We start from the raw sequence: 26731 nt of genomic DNA, 5'->3' as shown, positions 1-26731 counted from the left end.
CGCAGGAAAAATAACTCAAGGTAAGGCGCTCGATTGAGCAATAGCTGGCTATTGGGATTGAGAGCAACACAGCCTTGAGCTATTTTAACTAGTACAAGTGAGCAATAACTTAATGGGATTGGTATAATACCAGTTCCATTAAGTTTGTGATCTTGTTGTGCGCAGGAAAAATAACTCAAGGTAAGGCGCTCGATTGAGCAATAGCTGGCTATTGGGATTGAGAGCAACACAGCCTTGAGCTATTTTAACTAGTACAAGTGAGCAATAACTTAATGGGATTGGTATAAGAGGCTCGTTGGTTGAAACTAGTCGACATAAACCGTTACGGTAATTAACGGCGCTACGAACTTGGATAGAATCTTTAACTGCTTAATACTCAATATAGCGCCAGCTAACTTTACAATATCTTTTAAATCACCTACTAGGTGGTTTTGCCATTAAGTTTGCAATAGAGAGTGTAGACAAGTGAGTAATTATCTTGATTAAGGTCTAATAAATAGACCTTAATCACAACAATAAATTTCAACATTATGCTGCTTTTATTGGGCTTTTTTAGGTTTTCTGTCGTTAAACTGATTTTCAGAAAAACGGGTTAATCCTTGTTTAGCTTTATCACCTGGCTTAGCTTTTTTAGCCGTTATCGGTTTTTTACCGTAACGCTTTTCTTGCCCGGGTGAGGTTTTATTACCTTGGGCATTATTTTTACCTTTGCCGTTGTTTTTGAAATGCACTTGCTGGCTTTCATTTCTGCTTTCATTAGGCACTAAACAACCGGGCTTACTGCCAATAAGTTTTCTTGCAAGGCCCATCTTCGTTAAGGCGTCACGAATAATGCCCCAGTTTGCCGGATCATGATAACGCAATATGGCTTTATGCAAACGGCGCTGAATGGTGCCTTTTGGTACAGATACGGTTGCGCTGTCTTTTTTAACATTACGCAATGAATCAATTTCAGTATGATAAAGCGTAGTCGCGTTTGCTAACGGCGATGGATAAAAGTTTTGTACTTGATCAAGTTTAAAGTCGTTTTCTTTCAGCCATAGCGCAAGGTTGACCATATCTAAATCGGTAGTGCCCGGATGTGCTGAGATAAAGTAGGGGATTAAGTACTGCTTTTTACCCGCAAGTTTAGAGTAATGGTCAAACATCTCTTTAAATTTGTTATAACTGCCCATACCCGGCTTCATCATTTTATTTAATGGCCCTTCTTCGGTATGTTCAGGAGCAATTTTTAAGTAGCCACCGACATGGTGAGTTGCCAGTTCTTTAACATATTCAGGGTCTTGAATAGCCAAGTCGTACCTAACACCAGAGGCGATCAGTATTTTCTTAATACCTTTAACTTTCCGTGCTCGACGGTATAAATTAATCGTCGGGGTATGGTCGGTATCTAAGTGACCACAAATAGTTGGCCAAACACATGATGGCTTACGACAAGTCGCTTCAGCTTTTTCACTTTTACAGTTTAATTTATACATGTTAGCGGTTGGGCCGCCAAGATCAGAAATAACGCCGGTAAAGCCAGGCACTTTCAATTTAATATCTTCAATTTCAGCAATAATAGAGTCTTCAGAGCGACTTTGAATAATGCGGCCTTCATGCTCGGTAATCGAGCAGAAGGTACAACCGCCAAAACAACCACGCATAATATTGATTGACGTTTTGATCATGTCGTAAGCGGGAATTTTAGCATCACCATAAATAGGATGAGGCACACGCTGATACGGTAAACCAAAAACGCCATCCATTTCTGCTTCAGATAACGGCTTAGCGGGTGGGTTTAACCAAATAATTCGGCTACCGTGTTTTTGCACCAAAGGCTTAGCTGATGTCGGGTTAACTTCTTGATGAAAAATACGTGAAGCATGAGCATATAGTGTTTTGTTGTCTCTGACTTGCTCAAAGGTCGGCAAGTTAATGTAAGTGGTTTCCCACGGTTTTTTCTTATCTTCCCATGATTTATTCTTATGTGCAGTAGCTCTAAATTCACTTAATTGAATGGGTTGTGCGGTTTTAGTGACATCTTTTTCGGCGGCATTTTTTATCATGTCTTCAGCTGCAGTAGCTGCTGCATCGGCTGATGTAGTGGCGCAGTCGGGCGATGTCATGTCTTGATACGGGCTATAAATAGGGTCTATTTTGCCAGGCTTATCAATACTACGCGAGTCGATACCTTTCCAACCCGGTAATACCTCTTTAGCTAAAAACGCACTGCCACGTACGTCGGTAATATCCTTGGTTTTGGCACCATTGGCAATACGATGGGCAATTTCGATTAAAGGCCGTTCAGCGTTACCGTAAATAAGGAGATCAGCTTTTGAGTCAAAAAGTACTGATTGGCGCACTTTGTCAGACCAATAATCATAATGGGCAACACGGCGTAAACTTGCTTCTATACCACCAATTATAACCGGTACACCTTTATAAGCTTCTTTACAACGTTGGGTATAGGCGGTAACTGCGCGGTCGGGACGTTTGCCTCCTTCGTCATTAGGGGTATAAGCATCGTCGTGGCGCATACGTCTTTCTGCCGTATAGCGGTTAATCATTGAATCCATATTGCCGGCGGTGACACCAAAAAATAAATTTGGTTGCCCCAATTGCATGAACGCGTCTTTTGAGTGCCAATCAGGTTGAGCGATAATACCCACCCTAAAACCTTGTGACTCCAACATACGGCCAATAACGGCCATACCAAAGCTTGGATGGTCAACATAAGCGTCGCCAGTCACTAAAATAATATCGCAACTATCCCAGCCTAACACGTCCATTTCTTGACGGGACATCGGCAAAAATGGTGCTGTTCCATAGCATTCTGCCCAATACTTAGGGTAATCGAATAGTTTTGGAGTTGTTTTCTGGAGTGAAGCTAAGTTCATACATTACCTAAATTAATTTTTACAATAGAGACGGAAGCGTGATATTACACACTTTAAAAGCCTAACAATGACCTAAACCGACAAAGCAAATTTCTTGATGGTAAATGCACATACACATTATTATTCACATTGACGAGGCGCGCGATTATAGCAGAGAAAAAAAGATAAGCCCAAATATGCTTAAGGTAATTGAAAGAATGAATTAACCATTTAGTGCGATATGAAGTGATTTGTCAGCAAAAAACAACTCAAGCATGGTTGTTATCAGCCTTTTTTTTTGGCTTGTTCTACCTGACGGTGACTTTCATCGTATAAAATTCGTTATTGGTCGTGTTACAGCGCAGAGCCATTGAAAACTAAGCCATTGCTTAGTATAACTAGACGATAGAATTTTAATGATTAGCAAGGTTAATCATTTTAGCGTCATTAATTCTTGTTCCAACGTTGAGATAAATAGCCCTTATAAGTAAGCCAATATAAGTAATCTAATATAAGCAACCCATATAAGTATAAATAAATGATGAAAATACAATTAATTGCCGCTGCTATTAGTTTTTCTTTAGTCGCCTGTGTATCGACAGAGCAGAAACAGGCCGCACTAGACAATCAGTCCATTACTACCAGTGACGTTATCGCCAGTGAAATTGTAGCAAAACCAGCTGCAGGCATAACAAGTTCAACAACAGTTACCTTAGAAAAAATCATGTCAAACCCTGACTGGTTTAGTCGCTCTCCTGAGTCTTGGTATTGGGGTGACGACAGCCAAACTGTGTTTTACAAGCAAAAACGTCAAGACAACCCATTACGTGATTTAGTACAAAAAGACTTAAGCACGCAAGGCAATGGTGAGTTAGTTAACTTAGCGCAAATGCATGTGGTTGCTGACAGTAATGCGCTATTAAATAATACTGGTACGCATGAGGTATACACCTTTGAAGGCAATGTTTTTGTTAAAGCATTGGCCACTCAAACTGTGCAGCAGTTAACCTATACCTCAGCCGTTGAATCATCGGCGATGTTTTTAACTAATGGCAATGTCGCTTATCGTGTTGATGATGTTTTTTACGCTCATGATATGACCAGTCAAAAAATTATTGAGTTAGCCAACTTAAAAATGACTGACGCTGAAAAGCCCGTTACCGATACCCCAAGCTATATTGCGGCTGAGCAATATGAACTTATTGAATATGTTGCACTACAGCAGCGCAATAAAGACTTACGAGCGGAGCAAAAACGTCAGTTAAGGGTAAAAAATAGCACAGTAACCCAAACTGATTTTTATCTCGGTAAAGGCAATAAAGTTGTCCATGCTAGTCTCTCTCCTGCGGGCGACAAATTAGTGGTGAGTGTTGCACCGGAAGAATCACCAGGTAAAGACAGTGATATTATGCCTAACTATATTGCTAACGATGGCGATATTAAGGCTGAAAAGGTGCGAACACGCGTTGCTGATAACCGCCAATATGCTGAACAGCTTTATATTTTAGATTTAAGCCAAGGCACAAAAGCCTTGTTGAGTTACGAGAGCTTACCAGGCTTTGATGAAGACGTGCTTGCCAGCGTGCATAAAGAAAATTATGCCCGTGAAGGTAAAGAATATAAATCAAAAAAATCAGCACGTAACATTCATGTTATGCAAACGTGGGATCCTATTCAATGGCAAGAAAGTGGTCAGCAAGTCGCTATTATGCTTGAAGCTTGGGATAATAAAGACCGCTGGATAACCACGGTTGATTTTGACCAAAAAGCCTTAATTTCTCAACATCGTTTACATGACGATGCTTGGATAAATTACACCTTTAACGAACAGGGTTGGTTAGATAACGCCCAAAGCTTATATTATCTTTCAGAAGAGAGTGGTTACGCACACTTATACCTTAAGCCGATAAATGCTAAAGCAAGAGCCTTAACCGCAGGCGATTTTGAAGTTAGTAACTTAACGGTATCTACTGATGAACAAAGCATTTACTTTAAAGCTAATAAAAAACACCCAGGTATTTATGAAATTTATAAAGTGAATGTTGCGTCAGGCAAAGTCACTGCGCTAACCGATTTAGGTGGTATGAATAATTACGCGTTAAGCCCTGATGAAGCTAAACTTTTAATTGAACATTCAGAAATCACACTACCACCAGAGCTTTATGTTAAAGATATGTCTAACAACACTGAGGCAATGCGATTAACCCATACTGTTTCAGCAGAATTTTTGGCGATGCCTTGGGCAGCACCTAATGTAGTGGCTATTGAGTCATCACATCAAGAACAGCCAATATACTCAAAAGTCTATTTGCCTAGAGGCTACGACAAAACTAGCGCTAAAAACAAAGCGGTCATGTTTAGTCATGGCGCGGGTTATTTGCAGAACTCACATTTAGGTTGGTCAGGTTACTTTCGTGAATATATGTTCCACAGCATGTTAGTACAACAAGGTTATGTCGTTATCGATATGGATTACCGTGCATCAAAAGGCTATGGCCGTGATTGGCGTACAGCAATATACCGCCATATGGGTAAACCTGAAGTACAAGATATGCGTGATGGCGTAAATTGGTTAGTTGAAAATGCCAATGTTGACGCTAACCGTGTCGGTACTTATGGTGGTTCTTACGGTGGATTTTTAACCTTGATGTCAATGTTTACCGACCCTGAGTTATTTCAATCAGGCTCAGCGCTGCGCTTAGTGTCAGATTGGGCTTATTACAACCATGGCTACACGTCTAACATCTTAAATATGCCAGGTGATGACCCTATTGCTTATGAGCGTAGCTCACCCATTTACTTCGCCGAAGGTTTAGAAAAACCCCTGCTAATTAATGCCCCTATGGTAGATGATAATGTATTTTTTCAAGATACTGTGCGTTTAGTACAGCGCTTAATTGAGTTAGAAAAACAAGACTTTGAAACCGCTATTTATCCGGTAGAGCCCCATGGTTTTGTTCAACCTAGCTCTTGGTTAAATGAATATCGTAGAATTTATAAGTTGTTTGAAACCACCTTATAAGATTTTTAATGATAAGCAATAATAAAGGCCTCATTTGAGGCCTTTATTATGTTCAGGATGAACAGTGTGTCATGATCACAAGGAGGCGAAAGAGTGATGATGCTTAATTGATCACGTTATCGAACTTAACTTATAATACCAATCCCATTAAATTATTGCTCACTTGTACTAGTTAAAATAGCTCAAGGCTGTGTTGCTCTCACTCCCAATAGCCAGCTATTGCTCAATCGAGCGCCTTACCTTGAATTATTTTTCCTGCGCACAACAAGATCACAAACTTAATGGAACTGGTATTAGTCAGGGCTGATCAGTCGGTCACGCCATTTTTTTAAAATAGTATCGTAACTGCCATCTTGGTAAAGGCTTTGCATATTTTTTGATAAATGCTTAATGATGTTATCGTCAGTTTGCTTACTGCAGGCAAAAAATAAATTCAAAGGTAAGTCTTTAATTTCATAAACACGTTGTAGATCATCTATAGTCACACCAGCTAAATCCGTATGAAATTTTATCGTCATATCATTTGCTACAATTAAATCAATGCTTGCTCGCGTCAGCAGTAAATTAACCAAGGATTTAGTATTGTCTAAAATATAAAGGTGTTCATTTTCCTTAAAACCTCGTTCTATTAGCCCAATATGAGTCATGTCATCGCGGCTTACGGCCACATTGTATTTTTTTGCATCATTTAAATTTTTTAGCTCAATGGTTCGATCTTTAAGTGCCCACATCGAAGTATTGTTAGCGTAATATATTAGCCCCACCCACTTGAAAAGGTTTTCTCGTGATTTTGTCCGAGCAATAGAAAATATACAGTGATTAGCTTTGATCTGGGCTAATTTATAAGAGCGCCCCCAAGAATAGCTATTTAATGTGTAATCATATTGACTGCGCTTCATGGCGGCTTTAATAACGTCAACAGAAAATCCAGCTAACGCTTTATTTTCAGCTTCTATTTGATATGGTGGTAGGTGCTCGGTAACTAAATGTATCACAGGGGGATTTTCAGCATTAACCAAGGATACGGGTAGTAATAATGTTAATGCAGTAGTGATAAATTTTTTAATATCAACTCCTCAGTCAAAAAAGGATTTATAGAGCAATAATAACTTTTTTAAAATTCACTAAACCACTTTTATAATTGCTAAATCATCATATAGAACTGACATGAAAAAGCCATAGATTTAAAATAATTTATGCTAAAGTGTTTTTTTAAGATAACAATATAGTGCCAGCATATGAGCCAAGACAAGGTCATGGTACTTTTCTAATAGGCCATTAATTAACCTATGATGATATAATAAATGCTATATCGTCAGGCCCTTCAATATTTTTTTGTCGATACTGTTTTGAGAAAGTATCAACAAAAAATATTAGATTAAAACAAACTAACAAATCAACAAAATTAACGAGGTAAACATGGATAACATGCTGGGTTATGTTGAAACGCTTTCTGCACTATTTATATTATTGTCGGGGCTCGGCGCATTAGCGATAATTTATATGTACATTGTAGATAAAACACAAAATAAACAGGCGATACGTCGTAACTACCCAGTTATTGGCCGCTTTAGGTATTTCTTTGAAAAGCAGGGGGAATTTTTTAGACAATATTTTTTTGCCATGGACCGAGAGGAACTACCGTTTAATCGCTCTGAGCGTAGCTGGGTTTATCGTGCCGCAAAAAACGTTGATCGTACTGTCGCTTTTGGCTCTACGCGAAACCTTGAGCCCTCAGGTACAATAATTTTTATGAATTGTGCTTTCCCGACACTGGAAGAAGACGCCGTACCACCAAGCTCTATTACCTTTGGTCGTCAATGTAGAACTCCTTATATCACCGATTCAATTTTTAATATTTCAGCCATGAGTTTTGGTGCTTTATCAGCACCTGCAATTAAAGCACTTTCAGATGGTGCAGCAAAAGCCGGATGCTGGTTGAATACTGGTGAAGGTGGCGTTAGTGAACATCATTTGGCCAGTGGTGCTGATATTGTCTATCAAATAGGCACGGCAAAATACGGCGTTAGGGATGAGCACGGACAGTTGTGCGACAAAATGTTAGCCGCATTAGCAGCTAAGCCACAAATTAAAATGTTTGAAATAAAAATGAGCCAAGGTGCCAAACCGGGCAAAGGTGGCATATTGCCGGGCAGAAAAGTGACCAAAGAAATAGCCACCATACGTGGTATACCTGTTGGCGTAGACTCAATTAGCCCCAATGCTCACCCAGAAATTAAGTCAGTTAAAGATATTTTGACTATGGTGAACCGAGTACGTGAAGTCACCGGTAAGCCTGTTGGTTTTAAAGCGGTTATCGGCGAATCGTTATGGTTAAGAGATTTGCTTGAAGAGATTAACCGCCAAGGTGCTAAGTTTGCGCCAGATTTTATTACTATAGACAGCGCAGATGGTGGTACAGGGGCAGCACCACAACCGTTAATGGATTATGTTGGCTTGCCGTTAAAAGAAAGCTTACCGCTTGTCGTTAATTTACTAGTTGAGTATGGTTTACGTGACCAAATTAGAATTATATGTGCAGGTAAACTGATCACGCCATCAAAAGTTGCTTGGGCACTGGCAATGGGGGCCGACGCCGTAAATTCAGCAAGAGGGTTTATGTTTTCTTTGGGCTGTATTCAAGCAATGCAGTGTAATAAGGACACCTGTCCTACCGGCGTTACGACCCATGACCCTAAGTTACAACAAGGGTTAGACCCGGTGAGTAAGGCCGTGCGTGTGGCTAATTATCATAAATATATCCAATACGGTGTCGGCTTGTTAGCACACTCATGCGGTGTTACCCATGCAAGAGACTTAGGTCGCCACCATATTCGTGTTATACAAGACAACGGTTTATCTGTTGCACTTGATAAATTACATCCCTATAACGAAACTAAGCACTAGCTTTACTAGCCGTAAAATAACACCATAAAAAAGCTAATAAGCCACCGATAGCGCCATATAAATGAGCATCGGTGGCAACACTTGCGCCGATAAGTAGCTCTACATCGGTGCTGGCACCATAAATTTGCTCATGAATAATTTTTGCCATCACACCGATTAACAACAGATAGCCTGTTTTTTCTTTATGCTTGATGTCCATTAACGCTCCCCAAACAAAAAAACCATGCAGAACACCTGACAGCCCAACATAAAGTTCAATATTGATAGAAAGCCAATAAATACCGAGGCTGCAAACTACGGCACTGGTCAGAAACACTAGCAGGTAATTTCTATAGTGATAATATTGACCATGTAAGGCCCATAGTAAGGCTACAGCGGCGGCATTCAGTAGAAAGTGGTTAGCATTAGAATGAAAAAAATGACCAGATATTATGCGCCAATATTCTCCAGCTGTGATTAAGCTGCGATTGTAAATGAGCAAGTCAGCAATTTGAGCATCAAAAATAAATGTGCTTAAAGCAAGGGTGAATAAGAGCAAAGGGCCAAGGCTGTGAGTGGCTTGCATGGGTAGAGGTTTTAATTGCAACATGTGTTTTTATTATTTTTTAAATTTATACCGTCATATAATTTAAGCTACTTTAGCAGTTGCCTGCAGCTTTATAAACATTAGTTTTAGTGAGTATGACAAGGAAATAGCCAGTTATTATGGATTTAGCTTATTAGCTATACCTGCTCAGCTGTATTCCAATAAACAATAAACTTTTCCTAAATAACTTCAGAGTAAACTTGATTACGTCCTCGTTCCTTTGAAATATAAAGCTGTTTATCTACCCGTTGAAATAAACTGTCTATTGAACCACCACTGTTATATTGCGCAACACCAAAGCTACAGGTTACTGATATATATCTTGTTATTTGGTGTTGGCTAATCATCTCTCGTAGTTTTTCACTGGTTTGATGTGCCTGTTTTTGACAGAGTTCAGGAAAAATAATCACAAATTCATCACCCCCCCAACGAGCAAATAAATCGACATCTCTAATATTTTCGGCAACGAGTTTAGTTATAGTACAAAGAATGTTATCACCGACTTTATGACCATATTGGTCGTTAATTTCTTTAAATTTATCTAGATCAAACATGACCAGCGTTAAAGGGTGGTGATAGCGATCAGCACGTATTATCTCTTTATTTAATACTGTTTCAAAAAGCTTACGATTGGCAATTTCTGTTAAAGGGTCTATGTTTGAAACTGACTCAACCTCGATAATTTTTCGCTCTAGTTGTTGGTTTTTTTTTGCTAACTCATCCGTTTTTTGTGCAATCACTTTTTCTAATGATAAGTGACTATCTTGTAAGAGTTTGTTTTTTTCAACAAGGTTAGTTTGAGCTATAATTTTTTGGTCTATATCGTGATGCGCGCCAATCATGCGGTCAACACTGCCATCGGCGTTTCTTGCTACAATAGTGCCGCGATCTGCAATCCATAAATAACTATCGTCTGATTTTTTACAGCGATATTCTATATCGTAAGCGTCAATCTTTCCTGATATATAACCTTCAAATTGATGCATAACTCTAGGGTAGTCTTCTGGATGAATAATATTCTCCCAAGTAAATACATCATTTCTAAAAACAGCAAAATCGTAACCTAACATGTGATACCAGCTTGGGCTACGGGAAACTATTCTGGTCTTGCTATTCCAGTCCCAAACACCTTCAACAATAATATTTAAGATATTATTCAAGGTATGGTCTGCAGCGCTAGCCGAACTGTGTTGATAGGTTTTATGCATGGAAATCTCTTGTTAAATGCATTCTGAAAACTACGATGTTTAAAACGGTAGTTGCTGCCGTACAATGTCAACAACCACCCTAAGTAATAGCGGTGATTGGTCGAATTAGCAATTCGAAATGAGTTAAGTACAGCAACATTAAAAAGTAATGTAATAAATGACTTAAACTCGTCGATAAAGTTTCGTAAACTTAACGACCTTATTTTTTGTTATTTTAAATAAATGTCCCGAGTTTTATGTCAACAATGTCAACGGCCAGAAAAAGCCTGTATTTGTGCCTTTACGGTACCTATTGATAACCACATACCTATTATTGTGCTGCAACATCCCAGTGAAGTTAAGCAAAGCAAAGGTACGGTGAGTTTATTACAACAATCGTTAGTGAACTGCGAGGTGATAGTTGGCGAAATCTTTGCTGATTCGGATACTTTAAGACAGCGCCTGATACAATACGCTGAGACAATAGTGTTGTTATATCCGAGTGAGCAGGCCTTAACGCTGAATTTTCCAGGGTTAAATAGTACCGGTAATAATCAAAGTGAGGACATAGCGCGTAAGCTGAGTGAAATTAAGTGCATTATTATACTTGATGGTACTTGGAAAAAAGCCTATCGCATGTTCATGAGCAACCCTTGTTTACATCATATAAATCATATCGTGTTACCGCAAGGCATAACCAGCCTTTATGAGATCAGAAAAACTAAAAAAGACCATGCGCTATCATCACTGGAAGCATGCTGTCATGCTTTAGCTCGCTTAGAAAATGAGCCTGAAAAGTATCAAAGCTTGTTAAAAAGTTTTGTAAAATTCAATCAATTTCAGCAATCATTTAGTCAACATAATGACTGATAGTTGAATAGGGCAGATAGCTACTGCACTTTAAAATGGATTTTAAAGTGCAGTAGGTATCTAGGTTAATTAAGGTGTTAATGTTTTGGGCAATGTTAAGGTAGTTAAAGTAGACCCATTGCATTAATTATTAGGTCTACTTTATACCAAGATAAAACCGCTAAATACAAGAGACTTATTTTAATCGTTAGTGGTTCATGACAATATGCTCCTGCATTGTCTAACTCGCTGCACTTATGCAGCGAGTTGTTATATAAATAACGCCGTAGTGGCTTGTTTTAAGACATAAAAAGGATCATAAAATTAGTGCGATTGGTATAACTTATCGTAAATTATTTATTAAGGAACATCATGTCAAATTCAGCCATAAAAGGGCTTTTATCTTTACTCTTTATTTCCACCAGTTTAATGGTTGTAGCAGCGCCAGATAAAAAACGAGAAGACCGTGAGCCAGAAGCGGCAACGGGTATTATTGTTAAGCAAACCGTAGTTACTGAGCATGCAATGGTGGCAACAGCAAACCCTTATGCGAGCAAAGCTGGTTTGAATATACTCAAGCAAGGTGGAAGTGCTGTAGATGCTGCTATTGCAGTCCAATTGGTTTTAACCTTAGTTGAGCCACAATCTTCAGGTATTGGTGGCGGTGCGTTTATGTTGCATTGGGATAAAAAAGCCCAGCAGCTAACAACCTTTGATGGCAGAGAAACTGCACCATCAGCGGCAACAACAGATATGTTTTTAGATGAAAATGGCCAAGCTATTCCATGGATAAAAGCAGTGGTTGGTGGTCATGCTGTTGGCGTACCTGGGGTATTAGCAAGTCTTAACAAGGCGCATGAAAAATATGGCAAGCTACCTTGGGCGGTATTGTTTAAGGATGCGATTAATTTGGCTGAAGCAGGGTTTATTGTTTCACCTAGGTTAGAAAAGCTGGTGGCAATGGAGTTTAATCCCGGTATTACAAAATTACCGACCATAAAAAATTATTTTTTTCCTAATGGTGAGCCAGTAAAAGCAGGGCAGTTATTAAAAAATCCAAAGTTAGCGACGGTATATCGTAGTATTGCTAAAAATGGCATTAATGCTTTTTATGAAGGTTGGATCGCGAAAAAAATTGTGGCTGCAGTACAACAATCACCTATTGCCCCAGGCCGTTTAACACTGGCTGATATGAAAAATTATCGCGCGAAAGAATTACCAGCGGTATGTGGCCCTTATCGACAATATAAAGTGTGTGGAATGGCACCACCAAGCTCGGGTGGTGTGGCGGTTATTCAAATACTGGGGCAACTTGAAAAATTTGATATTGCAAAACTATCGCTAGCAGACGTTGAGTTTACCCACTTATTTACCCAAAGTTCTCGTTTGGCATTTGCCGATCGTAATCGTTATATTGCCGATAGCAGCTTTGTGAACGTGCCTACAGAAGGTTTGATTGCAAAGCCATATATGGCGCAGCGCTCTGCGTTAATTAACCTTGATAAAGACATGGGTACAGCGGTTGCAGGCACACCAACAGGTGCGCTAGCACAAGCTGACGACAATGCTTACGAATTGCCTTCAACAAGCCATATTTCAATTGTTGATGAAGATGGTAATGCTGTTTCTATGACCACCAGTGTTGAAATGGGCTTTGGCTCTGCGGTGATGGTTGAAGGTTTTATTCTCAACAATCAATTGACTGACTTTTCTTTAGATCCAAAGATAAATGGTCAGTGGGTAGCCAACCGCTTAGAGCCCGGTAAGCGGCCGCGAAGTTCTATGGCACCTATGATGGTATTTAACCAAGACCAGGCTTTAAAACTTGTTTTAGGCTCTCCAGGTGGCAGCCGAATTATTAATTATGTTGCACAAACCATGATCGCTATTTTAGATTGGCAACTTGATCCACAATCCGCGATTAACTTGCCCCACATAACTAATCGCAATAAGGTCACCACATTGGAAAAAGGCAGCGAATTAGTCAAGCTTAAGCCAGCGTTAGAGGCAAAAGGCCATCAGGTTGTGATACGTGATTTAAACAGTGGTATTCAAGCGATTGAATTATCGAAGGGTAAATTGCAAGGTGGCGCTGATCCGCGTCGTGAAGGTACAGCCATAGGTTATTAACTTTAATTAAAGCTAGAGTTAAAGCTAGAGTTTTAAAAAAATGGCGTCAATATTGACGCCGTTTTTATATTCAGAACGACTAGTCAGCTTTTATGTTCCCGACAAAAGCTAAGTATCGACATTCATGTCGGCAATGCCATGATCACATCGATGTGAAAGAGTAGCGATGTTATTTTAAGGAGAAATCAAAAGGGATCTTTAAGTTTTTTTTCGATAATCCATTTATTATCTATTTGTATTAATAACAATTTTTTAACATCTTTTATGCGTTCACCGTAGTAATAACCGTCAAAATAAACCGTAATCTCCGCAGAGTTTTTGAACTGTTCTCTGACTTTAACGCCACTATCATCGGGCGTAATTTCAACTTTATCGTATGACATATTGAATAAATGGCGAGCAACCGCGTTGGCTGATTGATAGTGCAGAATAATGCGCGATAACGTTGGACTACAAACAGATGCAGCTTTCTTAATGTTTTTTTCATTATACAAAGCATTAAAAAATTCAATGGCAACCACTTCTGGGTTGTCAAGATCATGAATTTTGTTTTTGTTTTCTTTGCTACATGCAGAGAACAAAACAACGAAACTTAAGATGATTAATTTTAAATAATTCATAGTGTAATTGATAACTTTGTGAACTTGACACTACTTTACAGTAAAGGTAGGCGTCAAAGATAGGGTAATACCAGTTCCATTAAGTTTGTGATCTTGTTGTGCGCAGGAAAAATAACTCAAGGTAAGGCGCTCGATTGAGCAATAGCTGGCTATTGGGAGTGAGAGCAGCACAGCCTTGCGCTATTTTAACTAGTACAAGTGAGCAATAACTTAATGGGATTGGTATAAGCTAATTTTTACTGGTTATGCACTTCAAGGTTGAATCTGCGTTATAATATTTCAAGATCAAAAAAATCCTGATTCTTTCAAATCAGGATTTTAAAAATTCATCTCAAAATAACATTTAATTATCAATAAAACCAGTACATTAGTATAGTTTAATAATAAAAAAATATTTTGATGTCAGTTGGTATTACGCCAAGTCTTCTTCAGAAAATGAATCAGCAAACAACGGACTTGAAAGGTAGCGTTCAGCTGAACTAGCAAGAATAACGACAATGTTTTTGCCAGCATTTTCTGGTCTTTCAGCAATACGCTTAGCAGCCACAACAGCAGCACCTGATGATATACCGGCAAGTATACCTTCTTCTTTCATTAAGCGATGCGCCATTGCCATGCAATCATCATTTGATACCTGTTCAACTGCATCAATAAGCGAAAGATCTAAGTTGCCAGGAATAAAGCCAGCACCAATACCTTGAATTTTATGAGGGCCCGGTGTTAGTTTTTCACCTGCCATTGCTTGGGTGATAACGGGTGAATCTGTAGGTTCAACCGCGACTGAGGTTATTTTATGCTCGGCAACACTTTTAAGATAGCGTGTAGTACCGGTAAGCGTGCCACCTGTACCGACACCAGCAACGAAGAAATCAACGTTACCTTTTGTATCACGCCAAATTTCAGGCCCGGTAGTTTTTTCGTGAATCTCAGGGTTAGCTGGATTATCAAATTGACCTAACAGTACCGTGTTATCTGGATCAGCATCTTTAATTTCTTGCGCTTTGGCAATAGCGCCGCCCATGCCTTTAGCACCATCGGTTAATATTAACTTAGCGCCTAATGCGATTAATAACTTTCTGCGCTCTATACTCATGGTGTTTGGCATAGTTAGGGTGATTTTATAACCACGTGCCGCAGCAACAAATGCTAGTGCGATGCCGGTATTACCACTAGTGGGCTCGACAATAGATTTACCTGCAACAAGCAAACCTTTTTTCTCAGCATCCCAAATCATATTAGCACCAATACGGCATTTAATACTAAAGCTTGGATTACGTGCTTCAATCTTAGCGTAGATATTTGCGGTATTTTCACCCGTAACGATGCGGTTAAGTTTAACCAGTGGGGTATTACCAATTGATGTTGAGTTATCTTCAAATATAGTCGACATTTTTTTAATCCTGTTTTCACTGTATTGACTGATTATGCCATACAGAGTTAATAATTGTTTTCATGTGTTAACCACCTGAAACTATTTCAGTCTAATTAACACTATTATAAATAGGTTAACCCTTTATGGCAGAAAAAGAAGTGATATTTCGGTATCTTATATGCAAAAAAGGAATAGATACTCAACTCATGAGTCTTAAAAGTGGCTTTTTTGTATACTTGGGCATAAATTTATATCATCCACATCACTGTTTAAGTAGTTAGGAATTCACCCAGGTGATTGATATTATAAGTTTTATTTTATTTTACTGATGGTTAAGACGCAATAATACCCTAGCGGTAACAGCATAACCTTGCCAGATGAATCATAAACTAAGTTTTGGACAAATAATTCAATAAAGTATTACAAAGAGAGTTCAGCGATGGCGAAAATTCAAGCTAAAAAATTGTCTGACAAAGAAACCCACAAATATTAACACCACTGGCTATTTAAAGTAGATAAGTCGCTGTTTGATATATGATTAGCTGTGCCCCGATGTATAGCGCTATTAGTAGATTTATGTTTGGTGGCTTTGTTAAGTGGGGCTCCAGGCGAATTATTGGCTTTTTTAGTGGCTATAGGTTATTTAAACGGGTAGTAATACCAAGTTGATTAATTACCTGCTCATTTTTAATGGTTAAAATGAATAACTACTGCGTTATAAAATTTATAAGTAGAATAACTACTTACTAAATTTTATGCCTTGTATTTGTCCATTTTTCCTCATGAAGAAGTAGATCACTTAATCAATCAAATTGGTATAATACCAATGCCATTAAGTTATTGCTCACTTGTACTAGTTAAAATAGCTCAAGGCTGTGTTGCTCTCAATCCCAATAGCCAGCTATTGCTCAATCGAGCGCCTTACCTTGAGTTATTTTTCCTGCGCACAACAAGATCACAAACTTAATGGGACTGGTATAAGAAACGTGATAATACCAATCTCACTAATTATCTGATCATCTCACCTGGTTAAAACAAGCCACTACTGCGTTATTTATTTAATAATTAGCACAACGAGTTATTAAAATAAGTGCCTTATATTGGGTCGTTTTTCCTGCGTATAAAGTAGACCACCATAATTAATGGGATTGGTATTATGATAAAATTTCATTAACAATTGTAGTAAATGATACTGATGCTGAGAGTAGAGTAAACAGAGAAAACATCACCGAGCAGGCGGTTGGTCAAAGACACTTACATGGTTAAAAACCTTGAACACTTGTTTAGTATGGAATGATAATGGTTAAAGCTTGCTAGTTTTTAAGCACAAGGGCATATCAGGAAATAATCATCAACCGCCTTCATACTGTAGTTTATCTGTGTAATCAATCGCTTATTTTACTATTGATTACACGGATAACTGATGTGGTAAAAATTAATTCAAGCCGCGGTATTGGTACTTATTGCAGCCATGCATAACTAATTTTACTATAAATGGTACGTTGATCTCGCGTTATGCTTTTCAATCTATCATCTTGATAACTATTATCTGAATAGCCCAAATAGAACACAGTTTGTGGGTTTATCTTATAAGCATAGATTAGCTGTGTTGATAAGTTGTTATCTTTTGCTGAATAAGCGCTAGGATTATTATCTAGGTTGAAGTCAATATCGGTGTAAACAACGTTAAATTTTAAGTAGCTATAAACATTAAACTGATATGAAACACGAATTTCAGTTAAATTTTCTGTAAATACATTAGCCTTATCGGCTTCTAAATCACTATAAGTGTGTGAAACTTCAAACTCCAAATGTTTATTAACATTATAATTTATACGGCCATAAAGCACTGTAATATCACCTAGTCGGTCATTAACATAATCAATTTTATCGCCAATGGTTAATTCAAGCTCAGTGGAGAATTGTGCGGTAGGTTGAATTGAGCCATAGATAATCGCTTGATTTTCTTGGAAGCGCTTGGTGTTACCATCAATGCTGTTATCAACCGCTAAATTAAAATCTAGTTCATAACGACGTAAGCCAACTTTATCAGCAGCAACTAGCTTCACATCAAAAAATGATAGCATTGGACCGTCAATACTGAAGCTAGAAGAGACTAAACGCTCTAATAACTCACCGTTTTCATTGTGTAATATGTGCCATTGGCCAGCAAACTTCATTTCTTGCCAAGCAGTGTTAGGCTCGCCATAGATAAAACGATTAACCAATACGTTGCTTTTTTGATAATCAGCACGTGGCATAAAGCCTAAATCAGCACGAAATTTTGCGCCAATTTCTTGGTGATCGGCAAAGACCTGCCAATATTCAGAGTCATGTTCATATTCAACTTTAAAGGCATGGTCGTTGAAATTTTCTGCCAAACCGCTATCAGTAAGTTGAGCCGAGTCTTTAGTATCAGCCACCAATACTTGTGCTTGGAATGAATTTGAATCGTTTAAACGATATTTTGAATCAAGCCCTGAGACAAAGTTATGATAATTATCGGTTTGGCGTAAAGTGCTAATAACACCAACAGATAAATCTTCGTTAACATCATAGCGATATTTTAGTGCGCCAGACTCACTCTTTTCATCTAACGAAACTAGTCTTGAACCAGTATTACCAGGCATAATAATATTGGTTTGCGTATCATTGGTCATGAACGCGCCATAGCTATGTTGGCCTTGGGTGCCTGTTAGCTTAGCGCCGTATTCGGGATCGGCAATGTTTCGGGTATAAACTAGATCAAAGTTACTGGAAAAGTATTCTGAGTTTTCAACAAAAAATTGACGTTTTTCATCATAAAATAATGAAAAAGTTTTATTCACACTTAATTGTCCAGCATCTGATTCAACATTAGAAAAATCGGGGTTTACGGTAACATTTAATAGGGTGTTGGCATTAATGCCCCAACGCAAGTCTAAACCGGCGTCAATGTCGTCTTCACTTTGCCAATCTGTTTTTGGCGCAAATATTTTACGACTTTCGCTTTTACTGGCGACTAAGGTGGGCGTTACCATTATGTTTTTACTGGCTTTAGCGTCTTCAAATCCAGTTATTTCTGGGATTTGACATAACCAGCATGGGTCGTCGCGATCAAGTTCAATATGGGATATTCGCAAGCGTGTATCACGCGGATATAATCGAATAAGTTCCATCGCCCAAGTCTTAACGTCATCATTGTCGTCAAAATTTAAAATATGGTATGGAATAGCCATTTCAACTTGATAGCCAGTGTCAGTGACTTTACCAACTGATTCCCAAATACCATCCCATGCAGAATCAGAGTTACCAGTCATTTCATTGGCAATACTGTCGTGTTGCACACCGTAAGGATTAACAAAAAATTCATAATTTAAACGACGGTTATTGTAAGTATCTAATTTGAAACCCACTAAGTCATCACCCCAGCGGGTATCGCGGTCACCTAAAAATCCTTGAATTAATTCAGGGTTAGGATCTAGTGCAATAAAAGCGATGTAGAGAAATTCACCATTTTCAACAACTTTTGCGGTTGTTGAAACCGGACTGGGTTTATTATCCCAAGGGCTATTAACAATATTAAGCGATACATCAAGTGCTTGCTGCCATATGGCATCATTTAATTCACCGTCAATCGCTAACTTAAGGTCTACATGGGGAATATTTAACTGTGCCAATTTTACGGTGTTTTCTTGAGCAACACTGGGCTGTATAAATAGTATAAATGCGGTGACGAATGCAGATAGGCCACGAATACTAAACTTCAAATTTACCACTCCAATCTTATTATTATTGTACGTTTTTAACGTAACGTCTTCTACGTTAACGATAATTCCTTTGCACAAATTGTTACAAATTTGCTAGCAAATGGCAATGTATAGTTCCGTTTTGGTACAAAAAAAACTCCGCTAATGGTGATTTCTTTAGCAAGATAAATTATAACGTTAGCTATGGCGTCACTTACAGCGGTTTATTTAAGCTAGGGATAGAGCATTTTTTTAACTATACATAGCTAAATTTCATGAATAAATTTAGCGGTTCTTACGTTAATTAGCTGCTGCTTATTCACCATAGGGTACTACATAACCTAAATAAAATACCGGTTATGTTTATTTTGGCCGATATCTTCGGCTACATTAGCGTTATAGTTAGCTAATTGGTTTTTTACTGCGAAAATCTGTAAATTGAGCGATAAATAGGTTTTCGTTATTTCAATGGCTAATGGCTAATGGCTAATGGCTAATGGCTAATGGTTTATTTAGCTTCACGTCGATGTGTTGATTTATGTTCAAATCAACCGAGCTGCTAAAGCGCTTTTCGTTGGCTAAGCTATTGTTAATAAAGTAAATGTCACGACATTACAGTATCAATTTTCAATCTGCGCCAGCCAGACTAATTCATTAATACTGCCATAGCATTGCTATAGTAGTATTATGGAAAATTAATGAAAGATTGCTCGAATCTTAAAAAATTGTAGAGCATAATAACTTTATCTTTATTAAAAATTATAAGTCCTTGTAAATATTATGCCATTTTCTTTGCTTGATGTTATTGCGCTATGCTGTTTTTTTATTTGTTGGGTCGGCTATACCGGCTTTGCTCGTAAGAAAGCAAAAACAACGAATTGTGTGGCGAGGTGCTTGCATCAGCATAGAATTTATTGGATGTATGAAATTATTGGTCGTGATGTTCGGGTTAGTGAGGCCGCTTTACTCGCTAATTTAGAACGTAATATTGCTTTTTTTGCTTCCTCTACCTTATTAATATTGGCAGGTGTTTTAACCTTATTTGCTCAAGTTGATCGTCTTGAATCAGTAATAGGCTCAATTCCATATGCTGATTATCCTAACCATGCCATGATCCAATTAAAGCTTAGTTTGCTAACGTTTATTTTTGTTTTGTCATTTTTTCAATTTACTTGGTCAATGCGCCAATATGGATTTGTTAACGTCATGATTGGCGCTTGCCCGTTTGACGATGGTGGTGAGAATGAAAATTTGAAAAAATACGCTGAACAAATGGCTGTAGTGCAAGACCAAGCGGCCCATTCTTATAACTACGGTTTACGTTCTTATTACTTCTCTATGGCTGCTTTATGTTGGTTTTTTCATCCATTAATTTTTATGATTGCCAGCTTATTTGTTGTTTATACCTTGTACAATCGTGAGTTTCGCTCAAAAGCAGTGAAAGCGATTACTTTAGGGCAAAAATATTTGGAACTTGAGTTTGCCGCTAGGCATGCAAAAGCAAGCAGTACAACAACCATTAATCAAAACGTTAGCAATAAGTAATCGTTTATGTCAGCTAAGTATTATGCTAATTTTTTACCCAAACACTTTGATAATTTTGACTGCTTAAAATTAGCACCCGGCATTTACATTATTTTACTGTTTATATTGCGTGCCTATATTATTTGGATCATGTCAGTAACTAATATGCGTGATCACGTGGGTATGATTCAGTGGGTGTTTCCACAAACTGCACTGTTTTATTTAAATTTAGCTTCAGGTGTTATTGGCTTGTTTGTGGTACTTATTTTAAGTTTACGCCGACCTAAAGCGCAAGCTTGGGTACGTATCTGTTGGCGAAAATGTAAAATGTTACTCATTATAGCGTTAACTTTTGATTTGCTTGTTGGGGTTTTAGGCTATTTTATTTGGCAACTTCAATCGATACCCTGGTTGCTAATGCATTGTTCACTGGTAATATCTGCGATTGCCTATATTTTATCGAGTAAAAGACTTACCATTAACATTGCAGAATTCCCCGAAGCTTTACCTGAAAAGTGACATTAAAGCTTTCATACCACCATGCAAAAACAGACATGACAAAATTAAAGGGTTAGACATTGATTGAACAAAATACACAAGACGAACGGCTGATCATACTGGACACAGAAACCACAGGTCTTAACCCGCGTGAAGGGCACCGTATTGTTGAAATTGGTTGTGTAGAAATGATCAACCGTCAGTTAACAGGTAGAAATTTTCACGTTTATGTCAAGCCAACGGTGCGCGGCATACAAATGGTAATGGACCAAGAAGTTATTAATATTCATGGTTTAACTGACCAATTTTTACGTGACAAACCCGTGTTTGAGCAAGTGAGCCAAGATTTTGTTAATTTTATTAAAGGTGCTCGTTTAGTTATTCATAATGCCAAGTTTGATGTTGGCTTTATGGATCATGAATTTTCGATGGTGCGAGGCCTGCCTAAAACAACTGATATTTGTAGTATTACCGACACTTTAAAAGTAGCTAAAGACGAATTTGGCTCACCTAAGACCTTAGATTATTTAGCCCGTTTTTATAAAGTTGATAAATTAATTGACCGCACTTATCACGGCGCGTTAATTGATGCCCAGTTACTGGCGTTTGTTTACATTGAAATGACCCGTAAACAGGCAACATTAAACTTACAATCAGGTGATAGCCAAGCAGAAGATGCCAACGCCATTCGCCGAGTTAATAGTCATCACCAAACATTAAAGGTTTTGGCTGCCACTGCCGATGAACTAGCTGAGCATGCAAATCGTTTAGTTATTGTTAATGACAAAGGGGCTGCGCCACTATGGTTGAAATAAGCAGGGTTGAAATAAGCAGGGCTGAAATAAAGAGGGCTGAAATAAATACGATAAAAATAAGCAAAGCAAAAATTGCTTTGTTTAACACCAAGGCATTATTTATAAATCGCTTTGCTAGGGCGATAATGGCACTAATATTTAGTGCAAGTGCAAGTGCAAGTGCACAGCAAGTAACCACTGAAATCGAATACGTTGATGATAAGACAACCAATCAAATCCCTTACTTTGACAATCGCTTTCGTATTGACGAGCAACTTGATGAAGTAACACTCATATTTTATCGTCGTAGTGGCGCCCAACCTATTATTCTTATCCGCCCTGATGGTTCAAAACTAAACATCAACAATTACCCTGAAGACAAAGTGCAATGGTTTGATGATCAAACCTTTGATATGCTGAAGATAAAATCACCCATGATTGGTCCATGGCAAGTGATAGGGCAGGTACAACCCAATAGTAAAATTATGGTGGTATCAGAAATTAGATTAGAAGTGACACCATTACCTAAAATTACTTTACAAGGTGAAACATTGAAAGTGGTAGCGCGCTTATTTAATGGTGATGTGATAATTAACGAGCCTTCATTTCAAGACGTATTAACACTTAATGTTAATTTTTTTAGTACGAATAACTCGGCCTTCGATAATTTTGGCGCAGCGGCCATTAAATCAACCTCTTTTCGTGATAACGGCAGAGACTTAGACGAACATGCTAATGACAGTTTGTTTACTGGTGAATTTGAGTTAGATTTTGCCCCAGGCGAATGGCAGCCTATTTATATTGTTAAAATGCCTATGATCACAAGAGAGTTGCGACAAAAGCCGATTGTAGTGCAGAAAAACCCCATCAGCATATCAGTAGTAACAAACCAAGGTGAAAATAATACTCATGTAGTTACATTTACTATTGATGATAGTTTTGTCAAAGCTAATAGTATTCTCATTCAAGGCAAAGTGACTTTCCCCGATCAACAAGTAGAGCCTTTTACTGTAGTGCAAGAGCAAGGCCTAACCCGCACCCATAGCATTGCTTTTACCGAGCCGGGAGTGCACCACATAAAAGTAGGGGTGTTTGGTGATATTAAAAACGGTAGGGAGTTTCAAGCAATATTACCTGAGTTTACTTTTAATGTTGACCACTTACCCGAGGCGGGTATTTTAGCCATTAACCGTGAACCTAATAATTTAACCTCTGAGCAAAAAAGTGCACAAGCAATCACTAATGCAGCGATAGAAGCTGAAAAGCGTGCGCAAGCAAAAGCAATGCAAGAAGCTAAAATCGCTAGCGAACAACAAGCAACACTTTGGTATATTGTTGGTGGAAACAGCTTAGTGATTATCATTGCTGCACTGATGTTTGTTTTTATACGACGTAAAAAGCGTAAATAAAATAACTTAATCGTATTTTATTATCCTTTTTTGCTGTTAAAAACGTCGGATTGTTCATCAATTAGACATATAAACAAATGAATGGAAAAAACTGGTTGACGGCATCGAATCTTAACCGTATTATTCCGGCCGCATTCAACGAGTTGTGTTGAAAGCAGTGATTAATATGTGGAGTGGTAGTTCAGTTGGTTAGAATACCGGCCTGTCACGCCGGGGGTCGCGGGTTCGAGTCCCGTCCACTCCGCCAATTAATCCAAAGGTTGTAAATCCTTTCAAAATTTACAGAAGCAAGATGTGTGGAGTGGTAGTTCAGTTGGTTAGAATACCGGCCTGTCACGCCGGGGGTCGCGGGTTCGAGTCCCGTCCACTCCGCCAATTGTTTCAAAGGTTGTAAGTCCTTTCAAAATTTACAGAGGCAAGATGTGTGGAGTGGTAGTTCAGTTGGTTAGAATACCGGCCTGTCACGCCGGGGGTCGCGGGTTCGAGTCCCGTCCACTCCGCCAATTGTTTTAAAGGTTGTAAGTCCTTTCAAAATTTACAGAAGCAAGATGTGTGGAGTGGTAGTTCAGTTGGTTAGAATACCGGCCTGTCACGCCGGGGGTCGCGGGTTCGAGTCCCGTCCACTCCGCCAATTGTTTCAAAGGTTGTAAATCCTTTTAAAATTTACAGAAATAAATACGCGGAGTGGTAGTTCAGTTGGTTAGAATACCGGCCTGTCACGCCGGGGGTCGCGGGTTCGAGTCCCGTCCACTCCGCCAATTTATTTTATAGTAAATTTGAATTTAACTCATTACGTAAGAATCTTCAAAAACAAAATTTATAATCCAGATTATCAATCCCTCATAGTATGCAAGTAGCCTTTGCCTTAGAGTATATGGTACTTCCCCCCATTTGCTAGACTCATGTCATTAATAATTATTTATAACTATTACGAATACAGAGTTAATAAAAAACAGAGCCAATAAAAATTAATATTTAATCTATTAAAGCCGACAATGGACTTGTAACACCGTTTGCGCCGCGTTCTATAACATGTGTATATATTTGTGTTGTTCTAATGTCACTATGTCCCAATTGTTCTTGCACGGTACGAATATCTGCACCTCTTTGCAGTAGATGAGTCGCGAAACAGTGGCGCAAGGTGTGGCAAGTTACGTTTTTATTTATATTTGATTTTATTGAAGCCACTTTTACTGCCTTTTGAATGACAGTTTCGTTTATATGATGGCGTCTTACTTGATTGACTTCAGGGTCTAAAGATAATCGATTTGATGGAAATAAATAATGCCAATTAAACTTTTTAGCCGCGTTTGGATACTTTCGTGCTAAAGCAAAAGGTAAATATACGCCAGAGTAGTCAGTATTTCTTATATCTAATGCGTAATAAGCTTTCACCTGTAATATTTGCTCTTTTAGTGCCTCAGTTAACTCAGGGGCCAAGGTAACCGTTCGATGCTTGCCCCCCTTACCATTCCATACTTCAATGCAATGGTAATCAAAATTTATATCTTGAACCCTTAAACGGACCGCTTCCATTAAGCGCAAGCCACTGCCATACATTAATTGACACAGTAACAGGTTATTTGTATTTACAGTCTTTAAGAGTGCTTTGACCTCTGCTGTGGTTAATACTGTTGGTAGTTTTGGCGTTACTCTAGATTTATTAAAACGTAATTCAAGGCTAAGCGGTTTTATTAAAATATGTTTATATAAGTAGTTAACTGAATTTAACGCTAACGCCTGAGATTTAGGGGCAAGATTTAAGTTATTTGAAAGATAACTAAGAAATTGTTCAACTTCTTTATCGTGACAGTCGTTTGGATGTACTTTTCCAATAAAAATGATATAGGCTTTAATCCAATATAAATATGATTCTATAGTGCGTTTAGCGTAGCGTCGTGTCCACATAGTTTCTTTGATATGTGAGAGAAATTCAGATTTCATAATTATTCCTTATTAACTACAAATAACCACTGTGTATTAATACAGTTTAGTTGCAGATCCCGCTTTTGTGTAGAAAGCAGGATTTAATCGGCCTTTCTACATCGCTATATTCAACAAGTAAAATTAACGTGTTGAATATTAATATTAAGTTATGTATATTAATTTGAATAAATATTCATTAGTTGGACACTCACCTTTGTTGAAAGTGGGATTTTATCCGTCTAATAAGCTGTTATGTGTCATTCAATTTAAGGAGTTATTAACATGGACAAATTAGAGATTTCGTGGTCGCAATCTATGCCTGTTTGGTGGAGTTTTTTTTGGCGAGCAACGGTTTTTGGTGCAGTAGCGGGGGCAATTCTTGGTGGTATTGGTGGTGTAATTGTAGCCTTAATCGGTAAGCCTGAACTTGCAGCAACTATTGGTGGGGTAGCTGGTTATATAGCAGCAATACCTGTTTCAATATATTGCATGAAGCATATTTTAAATAAATCCTTCAAAGGGTATTCATTGCGTTTCGTTAAAGATGAGTCGATGTAACACATAACAAGCTGTTAAAGCAGGACAAAATTCAGTTGGCTGTTTTCGCTTCGCTCGACATTTTAGCCAACTAAATTTTGCCTCTTAACAGGGCGTTAGGCAACTATGGAATCAACTGTGAATCTCAGCACTCGAATCGCGAAAGAACATGACAAAAAATACTTCTTCGATTTGTATTGCGATTCTATGAAAGCTCATATTGAAAGCCTTTGGGGATGGGATCAGGATTGGCAAGTTAGTGATTCTGAAGATCGTTGGAATTTTAGCGTAAACTATATACTTTTTAACGCAGAAAAAAGAATTGGCTATTTCCAAGTGACAGAAGAGAAAGATGGAGCTTATATCATGATGTTTATCATCGATAAAAAATTCCGCTCTAAAGGAATTGGCAGTCACGCCTTAACCATACTTAAAAAGTTACTCTTAAATAAATCATTATCTTTACGTGTTTTTAAAACAAATACTAGAGCACTATCTTTTTATAAGGACAATGGATTTTCTATAATTGAACAAGAAGACAAGTTTTATATAATGCATCAAAGAGTTGCCTAACAAGCCACTCAAGCAGGACAAATAACAGTTGGTTTTGTTCGCTTCGCTCTCTATTATAACCAACTATTATTTGCCTCTTAGTGGGGCGTTATGTGTAAAAGGAGTTCACCATGTCGGTCGGGATGAGTCTAGCAATGAAGGCTAAGCAGCCGAAACAAAAACGCTGTGATAGGTGTGACTTATATTATCCTGTGACATTAGATGAATGTGA

Annotated in this window: 18 protein-coding genes and 5 tRNA genes; 15 read left to right on the top strand and 8 right to left on the bottom strand. The window is 38.2% G+C overall.

Annotated elements, in window-relative coordinates; genetic code table 11:
• Positions 1-539: 539 nt before the first annotated feature.
• Positions 540-2879 (bottom strand): YgiQ family radical SAM protein, encoded by a 2340-nt coding sequence (locus tag ESZ39_RS14805; RefSeq protein ID WP_146880700.1) that lies wholly within the window; start codon positions 2877-2879, stop codon positions 540-542.
• A 520-nt stretch (positions 2880-3399) separates the two neighbouring features.
• On the opposite strand from ESZ39_RS14805, the gene ESZ39_RS14800 reads away from it, so the two are divergent.
• Positions 3400-5880 carry a S9 family peptidase gene (locus tag ESZ39_RS14800; protein WP_146880703.1) on the top strand — a complete coding sequence of 827 codons (2481 nt, stop codon included), beginning with the start codon at positions 3400-3402 and terminating at the stop codon, positions 5878-5880.
• Between the two features lie 293 nt (positions 5881-6173).
• Here ESZ39_RS14800 and ESZ39_RS14795 read toward each other — a convergent pair whose 3' ends face one another.
• Positions 6174-6875, bottom strand: a complete 702-nt coding sequence (locus ESZ39_RS14795; RefSeq protein WP_191321809.1) for a substrate-binding periplasmic protein — start codon at positions 6873-6875, stop codon at positions 6174-6176.
• A 424-nt stretch (positions 6876-7299) separates the two neighbouring features.
• Between ESZ39_RS14795 and ESZ39_RS14790 the strand changes: the two genes are divergently transcribed.
• A complete protein-coding gene (locus tag ESZ39_RS14790; protein ID WP_146880698.1) occupies positions 7300-8787 on the top strand; it encodes an FMN-binding glutamate synthase family protein in 1488 nt (495 codons plus the stop codon).
• On the opposite strand, the gene rrtA is transcribed toward ESZ39_RS14790, so the two are convergent.
• Positions 8777-9376: a rhombosortase gene (gene rrtA / locus ESZ39_RS14785; protein ID WP_146880697.1), complete on the bottom strand. Its 600-nt coding sequence runs from the start codon at positions 9374-9376 to the stop codon at positions 8777-8779. The genes ESZ39_RS14790 and rrtA overlap by 11 nt on opposite strands.
• 176 nt (positions 9377-9552) lie before the next feature.
• Positions 9553-10581: a sensor domain-containing diguanylate cyclase gene (locus tag ESZ39_RS14780; RefSeq protein WP_146880696.1), complete on the bottom strand. Its 1029-nt coding sequence runs from the start codon at positions 10579-10581 to the stop codon at positions 9553-9555.
• A 222-nt stretch (positions 10582-10803) separates the two neighbouring features.
• Here ESZ39_RS14780 and ESZ39_RS14775 point away from each other — a divergent pair, with 222 nt between their 5' ends.
• A complete protein-coding gene (locus ESZ39_RS14775) occupies positions 10804-11430 on the top strand; it encodes a tRNA-uridine aminocarboxypropyltransferase (protein WP_146880695.1) in 627 nt (208 codons plus the stop codon).
• A 351-nt stretch (positions 11431-11781) separates the two neighbouring features.
• Positions 11782-13539 (top strand): gamma-glutamyltransferase, encoded by a 1758-nt coding sequence (ggt, locus tag ESZ39_RS14770; RefSeq protein WP_191321808.1) that lies wholly within the window; start codon positions 11782-11784, stop codon positions 13537-13539.
• A 185-nt stretch (positions 13540-13724) separates the two neighbouring features.
• On the opposite strand, the gene ESZ39_RS14765 is transcribed toward ggt, so the two are convergent.
• The 3 genes from ESZ39_RS14765 to ESZ39_RS14755 all read right to left on the bottom strand — a co-directional run bounded on the left by ESZ39_RS14765 (position 13725) and on the right by ESZ39_RS14755 (position 19280).
• Positions 13725-14159: a hypothetical protein gene (locus ESZ39_RS14765; protein WP_146880694.1), complete on the bottom strand. Its 435-nt coding sequence runs from the start codon at positions 14157-14159 to the stop codon at positions 13725-13727.
• A 412-nt stretch (positions 14160-14571) separates the two neighbouring features.
• Positions 14572-15549: a cysteine synthase A gene (gene cysK / locus ESZ39_RS14760; protein WP_146880693.1), complete on the bottom strand. Its 978-nt coding sequence runs from the start codon at positions 15547-15549 to the stop codon at positions 14572-14574.
• 1442 nt (positions 15550-16991) lie between these two features.
• A complete protein-coding gene (locus tag ESZ39_RS14755) occupies positions 16992-19280 on the bottom strand; it encodes a carbohydrate binding family 9 domain-containing protein (RefSeq protein WP_191321807.1) in 2289 nt (762 codons plus the stop codon).
• Positions 19281-20039: 759 nt separating this feature from the next.
• Between ESZ39_RS14755 and ESZ39_RS14750 the strand changes: the two genes are divergently transcribed.
• The 9 genes from ESZ39_RS14750 to ESZ39_RS14710 all read left to right on the top strand — a co-directional run bounded on the left by ESZ39_RS14750 (position 20040) and on the right by ESZ39_RS14710 (position 24242).
• Complete coding sequence (locus ESZ39_RS14750; RefSeq protein ID WP_146880691.1) at positions 20040-20804, top strand: DUF599 domain-containing protein; 765 nt, start codon at positions 20040-20042, stop codon at positions 20802-20804.
• A gap of 6 nt (positions 20805-20810) precedes the next feature.
• The gene (locus ESZ39_RS14745; RefSeq protein WP_146880690.1) at positions 20811-21302 is read left to right on the top strand and encodes a DUF2919 family protein; all 492 of its coding nucleotides are present in this window, start codon (positions 20811-20813) and stop codon (positions 21300-21302) included.
• 59 nt (positions 21303-21361) lie between these two features.
• Positions 21362-22096, top strand: coding sequence for a DNA polymerase III subunit epsilon (gene dnaQ / locus ESZ39_RS14740; RefSeq protein WP_223270406.1), 735 nt, complete (start codon positions 21362-21364; stop codon positions 22094-22096).
• Between the two features lie 125 nt (positions 22097-22221).
• Positions 22222-23484: a TIGR03503 family protein gene (locus tag ESZ39_RS14735; RefSeq protein WP_191321806.1), complete on the top strand. Its 1263-nt coding sequence runs from the start codon at positions 22222-22224 to the stop codon at positions 23482-23484.
• 170 nt (positions 23485-23654) lie between these two features.
• Positions 23655-23731, top strand: a tRNA-Asp gene (locus tag ESZ39_RS14730).
• Between the two features lie 51 nt (positions 23732-23782).
• Positions 23783-23859 (top strand) — tRNA-Asp (locus ESZ39_RS14725).
• A 51-nt stretch (positions 23860-23910) separates the two neighbouring features.
• Positions 23911-23987: transfer RNA gene (locus ESZ39_RS14720), tRNA-Asp, on the top strand.
• A gap of 51 nt (positions 23988-24038) precedes the next feature.
• Positions 24039-24115: transfer RNA gene (locus ESZ39_RS14715), tRNA-Asp, on the top strand.
• Between the two features lie 50 nt (positions 24116-24165).
• A tRNA-Asp gene (locus tag ESZ39_RS14710) sits at positions 24166-24242 on the top strand.
• A gap of 217 nt (positions 24243-24459) precedes the next feature.
• Here ESZ39_RS14710 and ESZ39_RS14705 read toward each other — a convergent pair.
• Positions 24460-25428: an integron integrase gene (locus ESZ39_RS14705; protein ID WP_146880688.1), complete on the bottom strand. Its 969-nt coding sequence runs from the start codon at positions 25426-25428 to the stop codon at positions 24460-24462.
• Positions 25429-25692: 264 nt separating this feature from the next.
• Here ESZ39_RS14705 and ESZ39_RS14700 point away from each other — a divergent pair, with 264 nt between their 5' ends.
• Both ESZ39_RS14700 and ESZ39_RS14695 read left to right on the top strand, forming a co-directional pair.
• Positions 25693-25968: a hypothetical protein gene (locus ESZ39_RS14700; RefSeq protein WP_146880687.1), complete on the top strand. Its 276-nt coding sequence runs from the start codon at positions 25693-25695 to the stop codon at positions 25966-25968.
• Between the two features lie 186 nt (positions 25969-26154).
• On the top strand, positions 26155-26520 hold the full coding sequence (locus ESZ39_RS14695; protein ID WP_191321805.1) for a GNAT family N-acetyltransferase: 366 nt from the start codon (positions 26155-26157) through the stop codon (positions 26518-26520).
• The last annotated feature ends 211 nt before the right edge of the window (positions 26521-26731 follow it).

Source organism: Colwellia sp. C1TZA3, assembly GCF_007954265.1.
Lineage (GTDB): Bacteria > Pseudomonadota > Gammaproteobacteria > Enterobacterales > Alteromonadaceae > Cognaticolwellia.
The sequence above is the reverse complement of the archived record's forward strand: the minus strand, read 5'-3'. Positions and strand labels throughout refer to the sequence as shown.